This window comes from Veillonella atypica KON (genome assembly GCF_002959915.1).
Classification (GTDB): domain Bacteria; phylum Bacillota; class Negativicutes; order Veillonellales; family Veillonellaceae; genus Veillonella; species Veillonella atypica.
Genome location: NZ_PPDE01000003.1, coordinates 263,424 through 278,404, shown reverse-complemented (window position 1 = coordinate 278,404; position 14,981 = coordinate 263,424). Strand labels below are relative to the sequence as shown.

Here is a 14,981-nt window from a genome sequence, read left to right as displayed (position 1 = left end):
TCCTCCTTATGGTAATACATCCGCTTTATCATGAATTCGGTCTGTAGGACTTACTGTATACACACGAGTGATTGTATAGGTAGTAAATTCAGGATTAAATTGCACCTCATAGTATGCATCGCTAACCTTTAAAATCATACCATTACGTACCTTTAAGGAATTAACAGCTAATTGACCTTCATCAACACCACGGTCTGCACTAAAGGAATGCAAGAATTGAGCCATTCTAGAAGAATCTTCAGAGTAATTCTTCATACGACCATATTCTTGATATTCTAAGCCTAAGAAAAATACAATAATTAAGGATAATATAACAGTTAAATCACGGTAACGGCTTGTAAAACCATTACGCAAAACTTGAATGCCTACTCCGAGAAGGGCTAATAAAACAACTACAAAGATAACGAACCCTACTGTATGACCAGATGTGATTTGGCTTTCCACATAGGAAACGGTATAGAAGTCCATAAGGATGCTCCTTTCATATATCTTTTTATTATATCACAAATAAATATGATAATAACCACCAACGATTTATAAAAAATAGAGCTACCACAATGATAGCTCTATTAAACAGTTACTATACTAATTTATTTACATTCGCGGTACACGATGATATAAGCATGAGTATTCGCTGTAAAACCAGATTCTAATTCTAGTTCAACTTCTAAAATGGCATCGTCAACGTCACCTTTATAATACGCATTACGTTGTTCTGCGGAATAGAAATACATAGCCGCATTATATTTATTACCTGCTTGTACTGGAATTGTAATGGTAACAGGCTGTGTTTCAACATTCTTTGTTTTAGTACCCACATTATCCGTCGTGTAATATACGGATTCAATGGTATGTTCTCCTGGTGTTAATGCCACAATGACTTGACCATATTGACCAGTTTTATGATCAATAGTAGAAAGATCCTTACCATCAACCTTTACAGATTTACCATAAATATGAAGAATCGCTTTATTAGCATTCTCTTGTACAAATTGTTGTTCACCGGCTTGTCGTTTTTTATTGAACTTCATAAATACGGCAAACAAAATGGCCCAAATGACTGCAACCGCCACGATGATAATAATAGTTGTAGAACTCATAGTATCTCTCCTTATATCAAAATATACTACACTGACTCTACGTTAACTATATCATACGTACTTGTATTTCTCAATAAAAAAGCGACCCCAAATGGGGTCGCTTTCAGTAAGCCTATGCTTATCAAGAAATTACTAATGCAATCTCTTATTTCAACCAGCTCATCAAGTTGCGAAGTTCTGCACCAACTGGTTCGATTGGATGAACAGCTGCTGCTTCGCGATGTTCTTTAAGGAATTTTTGACCATTTTTGGAATCAGCCAAGAATTCATCAGCGAATTTACCAGATTGAATGTCAGCCAAGATTTGTTTCATAGCTTCTTTAGTTTCTGGAGTAATTACGCGAGGGCCTGCATAGTAATCACCATATTCTGCTGTGTTGGAGATGGAGTTACGCATTTTTTGGAAACCACCTTCGTAGATAAGATCTACGATCAATTTCATTTCATGCAAGCATTCAAAGTAAGCGTTTACAGGTTCATAACCAGCTTCTGTTAATACTTCGAAACCAGTTTGAATCAATGCAGTCAAACCACCGCACAATACAGCTTGTTCACCGAACAAGTCAGTTTCTGTTTCGGATTTGAAGTTAGTTTCCAAGATACCTGCACGGCCACCACCGATACCGCAAGTCCAAGCTAATGCTACTTCTTCAGTATCGCCAGATGGGTCTTTTTCTACTGCGTACAAGCAAGGAACGCCGGAGCCTTCTTGGTATGTACGACGAACTAAATGACCAGGACCTTTAGGTGCTACCATGAATACGTTGATATCTTCGCGAGGAACGATTTTACCGAAGTGAATGTTGAAGCCGTGAGCGAATGCTAAGTATGCACCTTGTTTCAAGTTAGGAGCGATATCTTTTGCATAAACGTCTGCTTGTAATTCGTCTGGAATCAATACCATAACGATGTCAGCGCCTTTAACTGCTTCTGCAGTTTCTTTTACAGGAAGACCTGCCTCTTCAGCTACTGCCCAGCTTTTGGAGCCAGCGCGAAGACCGATTGTTACGTCCATACCATTTTCTTTCAAGTTCAATGCATGAGCATGACCTTGAGAACCGTAACCTAAAACTGTAATTTTTTTGCCTTCCAATTTGCTCAAATTACAATCTGCATCATAATAAACTGTAGTACCTAAAATTTTACCTGCCATATTAGACAACCTCCAAACATATTCAATAGAATATAGACTATTTATATTGTACACAATCTAACAAAAATTTGCAAGATGTGGCGTACATTAATTTAGTATCAGCAAGCCAAATTCTTAACCTCTGATAAATAAAATTGATAACTACCGCACAATCACCCAAGGGCGATCATCCTTCCATACAACCTGCACGGGAATTCCAAATACATCAGATAGATTCTCATCGGTTAATACTGTATGTTTCAACCCCGCATGTACCATCTTGCCCTCTCGCAAAATAGCTACATGTGTAATGGCTGGTAGTATCTCTTCAATTTGATGTGACACATAAATAATTGGTGTCTTCTGCTCCTCTACTAGCGTAGATACGGAACGTAAAAACCTTTCACGCGCCGGCAGGTCTAGACCAGAGCAAGGCTCATCTAAAATCAGTAAATCTGGATTCGCCATAATGGATCTCGCCAACAATACACGTCGCTGTTCACCAGCAGACAATGTATAAAAGCAATGACCTTCTAAGTGACCTAGGCCAAACTCATAAAATAATTGCATCCCCCGCTCTCGCACCTCTGGTGATACATCTTGGTATATACCGATGCTACTAAAAGCACCGGATATAACCACGTCCTCGACGACTTGTTTATCCAAGGTAGATTGAAATTGCCCAAGAGCAGAGCTGACAAAACCTAATCTCGATTTAATCTTAGGCCATGCGTATTTCCCAAATTCATGACCGAAGACACGCAAGGTGCCTGTCGTTGGAATTTGGTAGGCTGGAATCATGCTGAGAAGCGTCGATTTACCAGCCCCATTAAGCCCTAAAAGAGCCCAGTTTTCACCTTTTTCTATATGCCAATTTACATTATCTAAGATATGTCTGCCATCGCGTCGAAAGCAGATATTCTCATAATGGAGCAATTCATTCTCCACACTATCATCTCCTACATTTTTTCTCCACGGCTCATAGCAGTGATACCTGTTTTGGCAATTTCAAGAATACCATAGGTTTCCATAATTTGGATGAAACCGCGTAATTTTTCTACGCTGCCGATAACCTCAATAATCATAGACGTAGGAGAAATGTCTAGTACATTACCGCGATATACGTCGGCAATTTGAACAATTTGAGATCGTGTTGTAGCTGTTGCTTTCACCTTGATAAGCATTAATTCACGGCAGACTACATCATGATCGTCAAAAACTTTAACCTTAACAACATCGATTAGCTTGTAGATTTGTTTTTGCACTTGATCGAGGATGCGGTCATCCGCTTCAACAGTAATGGTAATACGCGCATAACCTGGCTGATTTGTAATACCAGAGGTCATTTTTGTAACGTTAAAACCACGGCGGTTAAAGAGTGCCAAAATACGTGTACCAATACCTGGCGCATTTTTTGCAATGATTAAGACTTGATGTTCTTTAGCCATTTATAGCACCCCTTTCTTACCCATCATACCGCTTACAGTGCCACCTGCTGGAATCATCGGCAATACATTGTCTTCTCGTTCAACACGACAATCCAAGACGATGCTTTCGTCAGAGGTAATATAAGATTGGAAATCTTTATTGAAAGCTTCTACCGTATCGAGACGAGCTGCTTTCAAATCAAATGCATCAGCTAATTTCAAGAAGTTTGGACTTATTTCCAAATCTACATAGGAATAGCGACGATCATTAAAGATTTGTTGCCATTGACGAACCATGCCAAGATATCCATTATTGATGATCACAATTTTAATTGGTAAATTGTACTGGCGAACCATCATGAGCTCTTCACAAGTCATTTGGAAACCGCCATCACCAACTACGAGGATAACTTGTTTCTCAGGTGCCCCTACTTGTGCACCAATAGCCGCTGGCAAGCCATAGCCCATTGTACCAGCGCCACCAGAGGTAACAATAGTATGTGGCTTTTTATGAGTTAAGAATTGAGCTGACCACATTTGATGTTGCCCAACATCAGTTACAATGATGGCATCATCATTAGCGATTTTATTAAGCTCAGATAATACATATTGTGCATGTAACTCACCATTTGTAGACTCAGGAACCACCATAGGATATTCCTTTTGCCACTCGCGGATTTGTTCAATCCACGTCTCATGAGTAACAGGTTCAACTAATGCATTAAGTTCGGTTAATACTCGTTTTAAATCACCTACAATAGGTACGTTGATAGTAACATTCTTATCGATTTCAGCTGGGTCGATATCGATATGAATGATCTTTGCTTTTTTACAGAAGAAATCAGGATGACCTGTAATGCGGTCATGGAATCGAATGCCTGCCGCTATAACAAGGTCGGCCTCCTCTGTACAGTTATTAGCCGCTACAGATCCATGCATCCCTACCATGCCAAGTGCTAATTCGTGGTCTCCAGGGAAACCACCAAGACCAACCAGCGTATTAGTCACAGGAATTTGAGCCTTTTCAGCTAACTCCTTAAGTTCATCCATAGCGCCTGATTTCAATACGCCAGCACCAGCAATGATAAGTGGACGCTTTGCATTCTTGATAAGGGTTGCCGCTTTTTTAATTTGCCCTTGATGGCCTTTGTATGTTGGATCATACCCTTCAAGATGAATAGGTACTTCGTATAATTTATTGTATTCCGCCATAGATATTTTTTCTGTTTGAATATCCTTTGGAATATCGATTAATACAGGACCTGGACGACCTGTACCAGCAATGAAGTACGCTTCCTTGATAATGCGAGGCAAATCGTGAATATCTTGAACTAGATAGTTATGCTTAGTAATCGGCATTGTAATACCTTGGATATCCGCCTCTTGGAAGGAATCCTTACCGATAAACGGACGACCTACCTGCCCTGTAATGGCCACCATAGGTACAGAGTCCATGTATGCAGTCATAATGCCTGTTACAAGGTTTGTTGCACCAGGACCAGACGTAGCAAGGCATACGCCTACACGACCGGATACGCGTGCATAACCATCTGCTGCATGGGCTGCACCTTGTTCATGACGTACGAAATAGTGTTTAATTTCAGGGAAGCTATAAATTTCATCATAAATTGGAATGACTGCGCCACCTGGATAGCCGAACATATCAGTTACACCAAGGCGATGCAATGTTTCTAGGACAATGCGTGCCCCATTGATTGTTTCTGCGCTCATAGGAACCCTTTCAACCAGCTATTCTGATAGAATCTCGCTGGAATTTAAACGTTGAATAATGTAACCATTATTTTTAAAAGTATCAATAATGCTTTGGATGTGCTCTTCCCCATTGGTTTCAACCGTTACTTGTAATTCCACTTCATGGAAACGGTCAAGGTTTTTAAACTGATTATGATCGAGCTTAATTACATTTGCATCCGCCTCAGCAAGCATTTGAGATACCGCAACCAATTGACCTGGTTTATCCGGAAGATTTACAGAGAAGGTGAAGATCCGACCACGGACTACGAGACCTTTATTAATCATAGAGGAAATGGTAAGTACGTCGATATTACCACCGCTGACAATAGCTACCACCTTTTTATCTCGGCAGTCTAGCTTTTTAAGCCCTGCTAATGGTAAGATACCTGAATTTTCTGCTACTAATTTATGTTTTTCAACGAGCAACAAGAATGCTTCCATCAATTCGTAGTCTGAAACTGTAATTATTTCATCTACGTATTTCTTAATATATTCAAGTGTAGTTTCACCAATTTGACGTACCGCCGTACCATCAGCAATGGTAGCCACTTCGTCGAGTGGTACAGGATGATCGGCCTTTAATGCTGCCAAAGCACTGGCTGCCCCTTCTGGTTCTACACCAATAACTTTGATGCGAGGATTTTTTAATTTAGCAGCCGCTGCAATGCCAGATACAATGCCGCCGCCCCCAACAGGTACCAGTAATACATCCGCATCAGGTAGTTCTGCTAATACTTCAAGAGCAATTGTACCTTGCCCTTCGATGACATCTTCATCATCGAAAGGATGAACAAACACATAGCCGTTTTCTTGTTGGAGCTCCATCGCCTTTTGGTAAGCTTCATCATAAATCTCACCATGTAGTACAACCTCAGCCCCATATTGTTTTGTAGCATTCACCTTTATGAGAGGTGTATGTTTTGGCATGACGATTGTGGCTTTAATGCCGAGGCGTTTAGCTGCAAGTGCTACACCTTGTGCGTGGTTTCCTGCAGATGCGGCAATAACACCGCGGGCCTTTTCCTCTTCTGTCAATTTTGCAATTTTATTGTATGCTCCACGCACCTTAAAGGAGCCTGTTATTTGCAAGTTTTCTGGCTTGATATATACATCATTGCCACACTCGTCTGAAAACACATCACTATGAAGCAATTTAGTTTTCACGGTAATCGTGGTTAACCGTTCGCGAGCCTCCATAAAATCATATAACTTACGCATTAATACTCCTTTATTAAAGATTGGTATAAAATATATTACTATTAAGATTAGTCTTCAAATACTTCAATAGCACCTTGTGCTGCAGAGGATACGTGAAGGGCGTATTTTTTAAGGTAACCAGTTACATTGGATTTAAATGGTTTCAATGCTGCTTTACGGCGAGCGATTTCATCGTCAGATACAGCTAATTCCAATTTGCCGTTTGGAATATCGATGTTGATGATATCACCATCTTCAACAACGGCGATTGTACCACCAGCTGCTGCTTCTGGAGATACGTGACCAATGGATGCACCACGAGTAGCACCAGAGAAACGACCGTCAGTCAACAATGCTACGTCTTTATCAAGACCCATACCAGCGATCATAGATGTTGGTGTCAACATTTCGCGCATGCCAGGGCCACCTTTAGGGCCTTCGTAACGGATAACTACCACATCACCTTTTACGATTTTACCGCCTGTAATAGCTTCAACAGCTTCTTCTTCGCTGTTGAATACCTTTGCTGGGCCAGAGTGAACGAGCATATCATCATCTACGGCACCTGCTTTTACAACGGAACCGTCTACAGCAAGGTTACCTTTAAGAACCGCAATACCACCTGTTTCATGAACAGGATTATTCCATGGATGGATAACATCTTCATCCACAACATGAGCTGCTGTTGCAATTTCACCTTGTGTTTTAAGAGCTACAGTTTTGCAATCTGTATGCAAACGACCATTTTCTGCTAAACGTTTCAACACAGCAGATACGCCGCCTGCAGCATACAAATCTTCGATGAAGTATTTACCAGATGGAGAAAGTTTGGACAATTGAGGTGTGTTTTGTGCAATGCGATCGAAGTCGTCCAAGGACAATGGTACACCTGCTTCGTGAGCGATAGCTGGCAAATGAAGTGCTGTATTAGAGGAACCACCCAAAGCCATATCTAGAGCTACTGCATTTTCAAAGGCTTCGCGTGTCATAATGTCTTTAGGACGAAGGTTTGCTTTCAATACCTCTACTGCTTGCATACCTGCTAATTTAGCAAGACGTAAACGTTCAGAGTATACTGCTGGAATTGTACCATTACCAGGAAGGCCCATACCAAGAGCTTCTGTTAAGCAGTTCATTGTATTAGCTGTGTACATACCAGAGCAAGAACCACATGTAGGACATGCGGTATTTTCGATTTCAGCTAACTCAGCATCACCCATTTCACCAGTTTGATGTTTACCTACTGCTTCGAATACGTCGGACAAACCGATTTTTTTGCCATTGTGTACGCCTGCAAGCATAGCACCACCGGATACGAATACGGATGGAATGTTTAGACGAGCTGCAGCAATCAACATACCAGGTACTACTTTATCGCAGTTTGGAATGAATACCATAGCATCAAATGGTGTTGCCATAGCTGTTGCTTCGATGGAATCAGCGATGATATTACGAGTTACCAAGGAGTATTTCATACCGATGTGGTTCATAGCAAGACCATCGCAAATACCGATTGTATTGAATTCGATTGGTACACCACCTGCGTTGCGGATACCGTCTTTTACGGCTTGTACAATATTTTTCAAGCCCACATGACCAGGAATGATTTCATTGAAGGAATTGGCAATACCAATGACCGGTCTACCTAATTCTTCGTCTACGAAACCGAGTGCTTTTAATAAAGATCTGTGTGGTGCACGTGCTACGCCTGTTTTTAAATTGTCACTTCTACAACTCATGATATTCTCCTCACTTCTTTTGAAAGTATCCACTTGGACGGCTTTCACACTGAACAAAAAAAAGACGATTCCAAAGAACCGTCTTAAAAGTTTACAAATGATATTCCTTTTGTTTACAGAATTCCTAAATACATACATAAAAACCTATGTACCCCATGGAATACATACAAATAAGAAACACTATAGTCAAATCTTATTGATTGTATATTAAACCATTCGCGGAACTTTTAAGACAAAAACGTGTTAAGTTGTTGTTCATAATTCGAATGTTTTTAATAATCACGACCAGCGCGATAATCAACAAGCTAATGACTAAACCGAACATGTTTCCTCCTAAAATAATCTGTAACGATAAACCTATAATAACACGTTCTATAGTGTCATGCAATAAATATTCTATAGATTTATTATATTTTTTTTATGAAGTTCACCATACCCAATAGCTATGCCCATATATGTTTATGCACCAATATTGGATATACAAAAATCCCCCGCCGTAGCGAGGGATTTATATATTATAAAATACCGAACAGCCACATACCAAATGTACCAGCCCAGAAGTGAATCATAAAACTTACTACAGAAATAGCAAGACCTACGCGCCACCAAGTCCCTTGAGGTACATAGCCTGCACCAAAGAAGATTGGTGTTACACCAGAGCTATAATGCGTTAATGTACAGCCAGGGCTATTCATCAAACCAAAGAGCAAGATGGTAAATGGAATCGGCGCACCCATGGCAACCAAAATGGCTGCAAAGGCGGAGAATAATGCGGTAATACGCGCCGTACCACTAGCAAAGAAGTATTGAGAGTATACGAAGGTTGCAGAGATGATAAAGGATGCCCAGAACCAATCGATACCTACGAGATGTTGACTTACAAAATTAGCAAACACAGCCACTACACCAAGTTTACCAAGAAGGCCAGCCATACCAACGAGGGTCCCCATCCAAATGAGGATATCCCAACCGGTGCGTTCACCTAATATGTCTTCCCATGTAAGGGAGCCAGTTACAACACAAGCAAGAACACCCATCATAGCAACTACTGTAGGATGTAACTTTGTCCAAATCGCCGTAGCCCAAAGCAAAATACACAGGATAAAGATAATAGCCACAGAAATTTCAGATTTCGTAATTGGCCCAAGTGCATTTAATTCCTTTTGTGCCATCTCAGCTGCCTCTGGTGTTTCTTTGATTTCTGGCGGATAGATTTTATAGATAAACCATGGCATCAAAATCATACAAATAACACCAGGAATGACACCCGCTTGGAACCATTCCCACCAAGAAATATCATAACCAAATAATTTTGCACCTAAGGATGTGATCAATAGGTTACCGCTACAAGCAGTTAAAAAGATTGTTACTGTAATTGTATTGATGGTATGGGCCGTCGTCATCAAGTACGCCCCTATGCGACGTGCTGTATTGCCATGAGGCTCAGAGTCAAAGGCAAGGGAAATATTTTGGACGATTGGAAAAATGATACCGCCCCCACGCGCCGTATTAGATGGCGTGGCTGGAGAGATAATCAAATCCGTACAAGCTAAGGCATAGGCTAATTTCAGAGAACTTGTACCAAAGGCACGAATTAATGTGTATGCAATGCGCTTACCGAGGCCGGAATTAATAATACCTCTAGAAAAGAATACGGCTGCTACGATAAGCCACACATTAGCCTCTGCATAGCCACCCAAAGCTTGCACCATCGTAATAGAGCTCGTTGCCACAGCAGCAACAATGCCAAAGAGTGCCATAATGCCCGTCGGCCAAGGTCGTAAAATAAAGCCAACAATCGTAGCCGTAAAGATAGCCAACAAATGCCAACCTTCGGGCTTAATCGCCTCTGTATGAGGCAAAAACCAAATAATCAGGCCTACTAAAACGGTTAAGGCCGCTCGTGTCCATGTACTCATAATCCCTCCAAAAATTCCTTAATCTTAGGATTTTGACGCAATGTTTCCATTTGTTCATCAGTCAATAATTTAACCTTATCTCGGTCTTTATTGACAAGACAGAAAAATCCTATATAGTCGCCCTTATTAGCTCTAAATTGATGAATTGTATTGCCTGGGATTTCAATAAAGTCCCCTTGTGCTACATCATAAATTTCATCACCTAGTAAAAGTTGCCCCTTACCGCGGCCAATCATAACCATATGTGTATGCTCATGATACTCTAACGTAGAGTAGCCCCCGGGCAAACATTCAAAATAACGGAATTGGCAGGGAATATCATAAGCCCCATCATATAACACTTGTCGTGTTACATCCTTAAAAGGACTACCATCTTGTTTATACACCAAGGTATCGACGCCATCCCATTTAAAATTTTCCGAATCAAACTTGCGTATCATCTCATCACCTCACAATACAAAAAGGGCTGTATCGAAACGATGTTTCAATACAGCTCTATGAATTCGATTATTTAAAGAGACGTTTAATCGTACCTAGTAAACCATGGCTATGTTCACGAACACCATCAACCACGGACTCTACATCAAATCCAGTTCGTTCAATAGCTGTTGTAATCGTTTCAACAGATACCTTTGCTGGATCAAAAGATACAGTAGCCGTTTTATTTGGCAAATCAACTTCGGAGCTAAGTACGCCTTCTAGGCCTAATGTAGCACCTTCTACTGTTTCCTTACAATTATTACACATCATACCAGGTACAGTGAATACCTTTGTTACAACGCCATTATCTTCACCACAACCGCAATCTTTGCACATAATAATACCTCCTAATCATTAGCTTCCTTATGTTTTTCATCATTTTTAGCCCCAGCTGTCACATCGATAGTGGTAGCAGATTTAACGGCTTCCTTTGTTTCATCGACAGCTTTCTTTGGGCCGGAAAGAGCATCTTTAAATTCATTGATACCCTTACCAATCGCTTTACCCACTTCAGGTAATTTACCAGGTCCGAAGATAACTAGAGCAATCACTAAAATAACTATTAATTCAGGTGTTCCTATAGACCCCATTTGTATCTCCTTTATATTTACTTAATACTACACCAATCAGTGTACATCATTATACGCATCTTTGTCCACATACCATGTCATAGGTTCTTGTGAAAGCACTGCACCTGGCAGTACACGACCGATACGTTTATCCCATGATGTATCTTCATAATCCTCACGTTGGTACAAAACCTTTGTAAGGGCAGTCCGTTTACTTTCACCAGTCACAGTGAACCAAAGGACATCTGTTTTTGCCAAAAACGAGAAGGTCATGGAAATGCGTTCCCACACCTTGCCATCCTCAACGGGCACAACGTTGCGATCTGCTATACGCAGTGCATGAGAACCCGCAAAAAGTCCTGCTGTATGACCATCCTCACCAAGATCTAGGATTGCTAAATCCAGGCCAGATTTTTTACAAGCTTTAAGAACATTGCCTATTTCTTTCTCGTACTCGTCAGCTGCCTCTATAACAGTTTTCGAATTGGTGTTAATAGGAAAGAAATGGGCCGCCCCCTTCGCCTTACAAAGCAGATATGGTTTTACACGGTTGAAATAATTATCTTCATGAGACTGAGGCAAAAATCGCTCATCAGTCCAGACAAAAAATATCCGTTCCCAGTTAACACGCTCAATGTACTCAGCAGAGTTCAACGTCTCTAACAAACCATTGATGACTGTGCCTCCAGTGATACCTACAATGCATGTTTCGGTGCGGCTGATTTCTTCATTGGTGAAAGCAATAAAATCCTCCGCCAATGCAGCGACCACATCACTAGGGGTATCATAACATTTAATTGTATCTTGAGCCATAAAATATGGACCTCCTAAAACTATCTTAATAGTTCTATTATATACGTTTTGTCAATGTATGAAAAGGAAAACCGATGTAACACACTATATGAGTCACATCGGTTCTAATGATATGAGTATGTAGTTCTAATTTACATACTATTTAGCACATCTTATTACAAAACAGTCTTACTTTTGGCCAAATTTAGGACGACGGCGTTCTGTAAAGGCAAGAACACCTTCTTTGAAATCTTCAGAAAGACCTAATTCACATTGATTTTCTACTTCAAACTTCTTGTACTCTTCCCAGCCAGATAAGAAGCTATTCCACATCATTTCCTTCATAACGCGGTACGATTTTGCAGGGCCTTTTGCTAATTTTTCAACTAGGCGTCTTGTAGCAGTCTCTAAATCCTCTGGTTCACAAACTTTATATACAAAACCAAGTTCTTTACCTTTTTCAGCGGAAACCGCTTCGCCAGTCATAACGATATGCATAGCACGGTTCATACCAATAGATCGAGTTAACAAGAACAAACCACCTGCATCTGGAGCAAGACCTACGTTTACGAAGGCTTGAATAAAGCGTACATTATTAGCTGCAACCACAAAATCCGCAGCTAACGCCATGTTGAACGCCGCACCTGCTGCAGCACCTTGAAGGCTCATGATAACAGGTTTAGGTAAGCGTTTCATAGCCATAGAAATCTGCGCCACGAGCTCAACAATTTCAAATAAAGATTCTGTATCACCATCATTTACAGCGCGTTCCATTTCTGTTAAATCGCCACCAGCAGAGAATACCTTGCCTTCAGCATTGATCAGCAATGCACGAACACTTTCATCATGATGTGCTTTATCTAAAACCTCAAGGATTTCCTTGCACATTTCGATATTAAAACCATTCGCCACTTTAGGGCGATTAAATGTCAACGTACCAATGCCGTTGTCCACTACGTATTGAATTGTATTATAAATCATATGAGTTCTCCTATATGAAAATCTATTTTCGATAAATTTCGATTATTATATATCTATTATAGGGGAATTAATTATAGATGTAAACGTAATCTTATAATCACAATACAATACTATGTACCCGCTATCAACCCACGTTAGTATAACAAACCTTTGATGCGTAAGTATCGCTCAGCAACATCATGAGTTTTCTGTCCTTCCGATTCCACTTCATAGTTCATATATGACATATCCTGATCCGTAATCGTATTTGTCAATTTCAGCAATACCGATTCTAGTTCAGGATGCTTCTTTAACACATCCATTCTGACGACATTACCACAAACATACGACGGATATAAATGTTTATCGTCCTCAAGAACAACAATAGACGCATGGCTCAACTGACCGTCAGTAGTAAATATAGGCATAGCATCCACATGTCCGCTTTCAATAGCCTGATATTTCAAACCTATATCCATATCCTTCGTATCTTTAAAGTCCATGCCGTATACTCGCTGTAATCCCGAATACCCATCTTGGCGCCCGAAAAAATCATATTCCCCACCTAAAATCAATTGTGACGAAACCCTCGCTAAGTCTGAATATGTTTTTAAATTATATTTGTTAGCAATATCCTTACGTACAGCCATTCCATATGTATTATTGAAACCATACATACCGACCCATTTAAATTGATATGTATCCTCGTAAGCGCGCTGTAATTCATCAAATAAATTTTCACTATATTGCGTGTCTCGTTTTAGTACTGCATTCCAACCGGTACCAGTATATTCAGGATAGATATCGAATTGACCGGACTCCATGGCCGGTTGAATATTGGAGGTTCCTCCGCCTACTCCGGCTGTTACTTCAACAGTTAAATCTGTATCTTGTTCAATAAGAAGTTTCAGCATATCGCCCAAAATCAACTGTTCTGTCATCGGTTTTGTAGCTACATGAATTACGTCAGATTGTTGCGACGGCCACATAAACACACCAATACCACTAATTATCACAATTGAGGCTATAATACCAATACGTTTAAAAGTACGTTTGCAATGCCCTCTATATAGTATGATTTTCTCAAAAAAGCCCAATACACCATCCATAATCAATGCTAAAAAAGCAATTAGTAAACTGCCGGCTACAGTCATAGTCGTATTATTTGTAGTAATACCTCGATAAATAGCTACACCAAGACCTCCGGCACCAATAAATGATGCTACCCCAGTAAGCGCTATAGTCATAACTAGCATATTTCGTATACCGACCATGATTACCGGAAAGGCTAAAGGCAATTCAATATATCGTAAACGTTGTACATGAGATAACCCCAGTGATGTAGCCGCTTCAATCATTTCCTTGTCAATACTGCTTAACCCAGTATATGTATTTCTCACCATCGGCAATAATGCATATATCACAAGAGCAATCACTGCCGTTGCATTCCCAATTCCTGAAAAGGGAATCAAAAATCCCAGCATGGATATGGATGGTATAGTATACAAGAAATTAATAACCATCATGGTCGGATTAACTGCTCGACGATACTCGTTAAGTAAAATACCCGCAACCAATCCTAAAATAATGGCAATTATACTGGAAAGCAAAGCTATGACGACATGTTCCCATAATAGACCTGAGAAAAAGCTCCAATTCTCCACTAGTAAATGATATATATTTTGTATCATACAGCCCCCTATACACAGGTAAATATATTATGTAACATATCATGAAATACAGTTACTGGGACCTGTCAATTGAATAGCTTTCATTAATTCCATAACAATATCTCCTATCATTTATAATACTCAGATTTCATATGACTGATTCTTTTATCATTACTATCATCATAACAGATAATTATTAGTGTCACCATAATCTAAGCAACAAAAAACACCTGCAGACATT

The 14,981-nt window shown here is 40.1% G+C and carries 15 protein-coding genes; all 15 read right to left on the bottom strand.

The window, feature by feature from the left end; genetic code table 11:
• Positions 1 to 6: 6 nt before the first annotated feature.
• The gene (locus VAHSUH02_RS02360) at positions 7 to 468 is read right to left on the bottom strand and encodes a DUF3290 family protein (protein WP_005382328.1); all 462 of its coding nucleotides are present in this window, start codon (positions 466 to 468) and stop codon (positions 7 to 9) included.
• 122 nt (positions 469 to 590) lie between these two features.
• Positions 591 to 1,100: a hypothetical protein gene (locus VAHSUH02_RS02355; protein ID WP_005382326.1), complete on the bottom strand. Its 510-nt coding sequence runs from the start codon at positions 1,098 to 1,100 to the stop codon at positions 591 to 593.
• A 145-nt stretch (positions 1,101 to 1,245) separates the two neighbouring features.
• Entirely contained in the window at positions 1,246 to 2,253 is a 1,008-nt protein-coding gene (gene ilvC / locus VAHSUH02_RS02350; RefSeq protein WP_005380378.1) for a ketol-acid reductoisomerase, read from the bottom strand.
• A gap of 141 nt (positions 2,254 to 2,394) precedes the next feature.
• The gene (locus VAHSUH02_RS02345) at positions 2,395 to 3,180 is read right to left on the bottom strand and encodes an ABC transporter ATP-binding protein (RefSeq protein ID WP_005382324.1); all 786 of its coding nucleotides are present in this window, start codon (positions 3,178 to 3,180) and stop codon (positions 2,395 to 2,397) included.
• 11 nt (positions 3,181 to 3,191) lie between these two features.
• Positions 3,192 to 3,680 carry an acetolactate synthase small subunit gene (gene ilvN / locus VAHSUH02_RS02340; RefSeq protein WP_005375704.1) on the bottom strand — a complete coding sequence of 163 codons (489 nt, stop codon included), beginning with the start codon at positions 3,678 to 3,680 and terminating at the stop codon, positions 3,192 to 3,194.
• On the bottom strand, positions 3,681 to 5,390 hold the full coding sequence (gene ilvB, locus VAHSUH02_RS02335; protein ID WP_005380370.1) for a biosynthetic-type acetolactate synthase large subunit: 1,710 nt from the start codon (positions 5,388 to 5,390) through the stop codon (positions 3,681 to 3,683). It abuts the gene before it with no gap.
• An 18-nt stretch (positions 5,391 to 5,408) separates the two neighbouring features.
• Positions 5,409 to 6,632 (bottom strand): threonine ammonia-lyase, encoded by a 1,224-nt coding sequence (ilvA, locus tag VAHSUH02_RS02330; RefSeq protein ID WP_005380340.1) that lies wholly within the window; start codon positions 6,630 to 6,632, stop codon positions 5,409 to 5,411.
• A 47-nt stretch (positions 6,633 to 6,679) separates the two neighbouring features.
• Positions 6,680 to 8,350 (bottom strand): dihydroxy-acid dehydratase, encoded by a 1,671-nt coding sequence (gene ilvD / locus VAHSUH02_RS02325; protein ID WP_005380366.1) that lies wholly within the window; start codon positions 8,348 to 8,350, stop codon positions 6,680 to 6,682.
• A gap of 515 nt (positions 8,351 to 8,865) precedes the next feature.
• Complete coding sequence (locus tag VAHSUH02_RS02320; RefSeq protein ID WP_005382313.1) at positions 8,866 to 10,269, bottom strand: DASS family sodium-coupled anion symporter; 1,404 nt, start codon at positions 10,267 to 10,269, stop codon at positions 8,866 to 8,868.
• Entirely contained in the window at positions 10,266 to 10,709 is a 444-nt protein-coding gene (locus VAHSUH02_RS02315; RefSeq protein ID WP_005382311.1) for a cupin domain-containing protein, read from the bottom strand. Before VAHSUH02_RS02315 ends, VAHSUH02_RS02320 begins: the two co-directional genes overlap by 4 nt.
• A 67-nt stretch (positions 10,710 to 10,776) precedes the next feature.
• Positions 10,777 to 11,085 carry a heavy-metal-associated domain-containing protein gene (locus tag VAHSUH02_RS02310; protein ID WP_005377855.1) on the bottom strand — a complete coding sequence of 103 codons (309 nt, stop codon included), beginning with the start codon at positions 11,083 to 11,085 and terminating at the stop codon, positions 10,777 to 10,779.
• Positions 11,086 to 11,096: 11 nt separating this feature from the next.
• Positions 11,097 to 11,339: a Sec-independent protein translocase subunit TatA/TatB gene (locus tag VAHSUH02_RS02305; protein WP_005377864.1), complete on the bottom strand. Its 243-nt coding sequence runs from the start codon at positions 11,337 to 11,339 to the stop codon at positions 11,097 to 11,099.
• 36 nt (positions 11,340 to 11,375) lie between these two features.
• The gene (gene pgl, locus VAHSUH02_RS02300; RefSeq protein WP_005382309.1) at positions 11,376 to 12,131 is read right to left on the bottom strand and encodes a 6-phosphogluconolactonase; all 756 of its coding nucleotides are present in this window, start codon (positions 12,129 to 12,131) and stop codon (positions 11,376 to 11,378) included.
• A 168-nt stretch (positions 12,132 to 12,299) separates the two neighbouring features.
• Positions 12,300 to 13,091, bottom strand: coding sequence for a trans-2-decenoyl-ACP isomerase (gene fabM / locus VAHSUH02_RS02295; RefSeq protein ID WP_005382307.1), 792 nt, complete (start codon positions 13,089 to 13,091; stop codon positions 12,300 to 12,302).
• A 134-nt stretch (positions 13,092 to 13,225) separates the two neighbouring features.
• Complete coding sequence (locus VAHSUH02_RS02290; RefSeq protein WP_005382305.1) at positions 13,226 to 14,761, bottom strand: ABC transporter permease/substrate-binding protein; 1,536 nt, start codon at positions 14,759 to 14,761, stop codon at positions 13,226 to 13,228.
• Positions 14,762 to 14,981 lie beyond the last annotated feature (220 nt).

Bases quoted from the DNA above. Each gene is read 5' to 3' on its own strand.
- VAHSUH02_RS02360 (WP_005382328.1), bottom strand. From the start codon at position 468: ATGGACTTCTATACCGTTTCCTATGTGGAAAGCCAAATCACATCTGGT.
- VAHSUH02_RS02355 (WP_005382326.1), bottom strand. From the start codon at position 1,100: ATGAGTTCTACAACTATTATTATCATCGTGGCGGTTGCAGTCATTTGG.
- ilvC (WP_005380378.1), bottom strand. From the start codon at position 2,253: ATGGCAGGTAAAATTTTAGGTACTACAGTTTATTATGATGCAGATTGT.
- ilvN (WP_005375704.1), bottom strand. From the start codon at position 3,680: ATGGCTAAAGAACATCAAGTCTTAATCATTGCAAAAAATGCGCCAGGT.
- ilvB (WP_005380370.1), bottom strand. From the start codon at position 5,390: ATGAGCGCAGAAACAATCAATGGGGCACGCATTGTCCTAGAAACATTG.
- ilvA (WP_005380340.1), bottom strand. From the start codon at position 6,632: ATGCGTAAGTTATATGATTTTATGGAGGCTCGCGAACGGTTAACCACG.
- ilvD (WP_005380366.1), bottom strand. From the start codon at position 8,350: ATGAGTTGTAGAAGTGACAATTTAAAAACAGGCGTAGCACGTGCACCA.
- VAHSUH02_RS02320 (WP_005382313.1), bottom strand. From the start codon at position 10,269: ATGAGTACATGGACACGAGCGGCCTTAACCGTTTTAGTAGGCCTGATT.
- VAHSUH02_RS02315 (WP_005382311.1), bottom strand. From the start codon at position 10,709: ATGATACGCAAGTTTGATTCGGAAAATTTTAAATGGGATGGCGTCGAT.
- VAHSUH02_RS02310 (WP_005377855.1), bottom strand. From the start codon at position 11,085: ATGTGCAAAGATTGCGGTTGTGGTGAAGATAATGGCGTTGTAACAAAG.
- VAHSUH02_RS02305 (WP_005377864.1), bottom strand. From the start codon at position 11,339: ATGGGGTCTATAGGAACACCTGAATTAATAGTTATTTTAGTGATTGCT.
- pgl (WP_005382309.1), bottom strand. From the start codon at position 12,131: ATGGCTCAAGATACAATTAAATGTTATGATACCCCTAGTGATGTGGTC.
- fabM (WP_005382307.1), bottom strand. From the start codon at position 13,091: ATGATTTATAATACAATTCAATACGTAGTGGACAACGGCATTGGTACG.
- VAHSUH02_RS02290 (WP_005382305.1), bottom strand. From the start codon at position 14,761: ATGATACAAAATATATATCATTTACTAGTGGAGAATTGGAGCTTTTTC.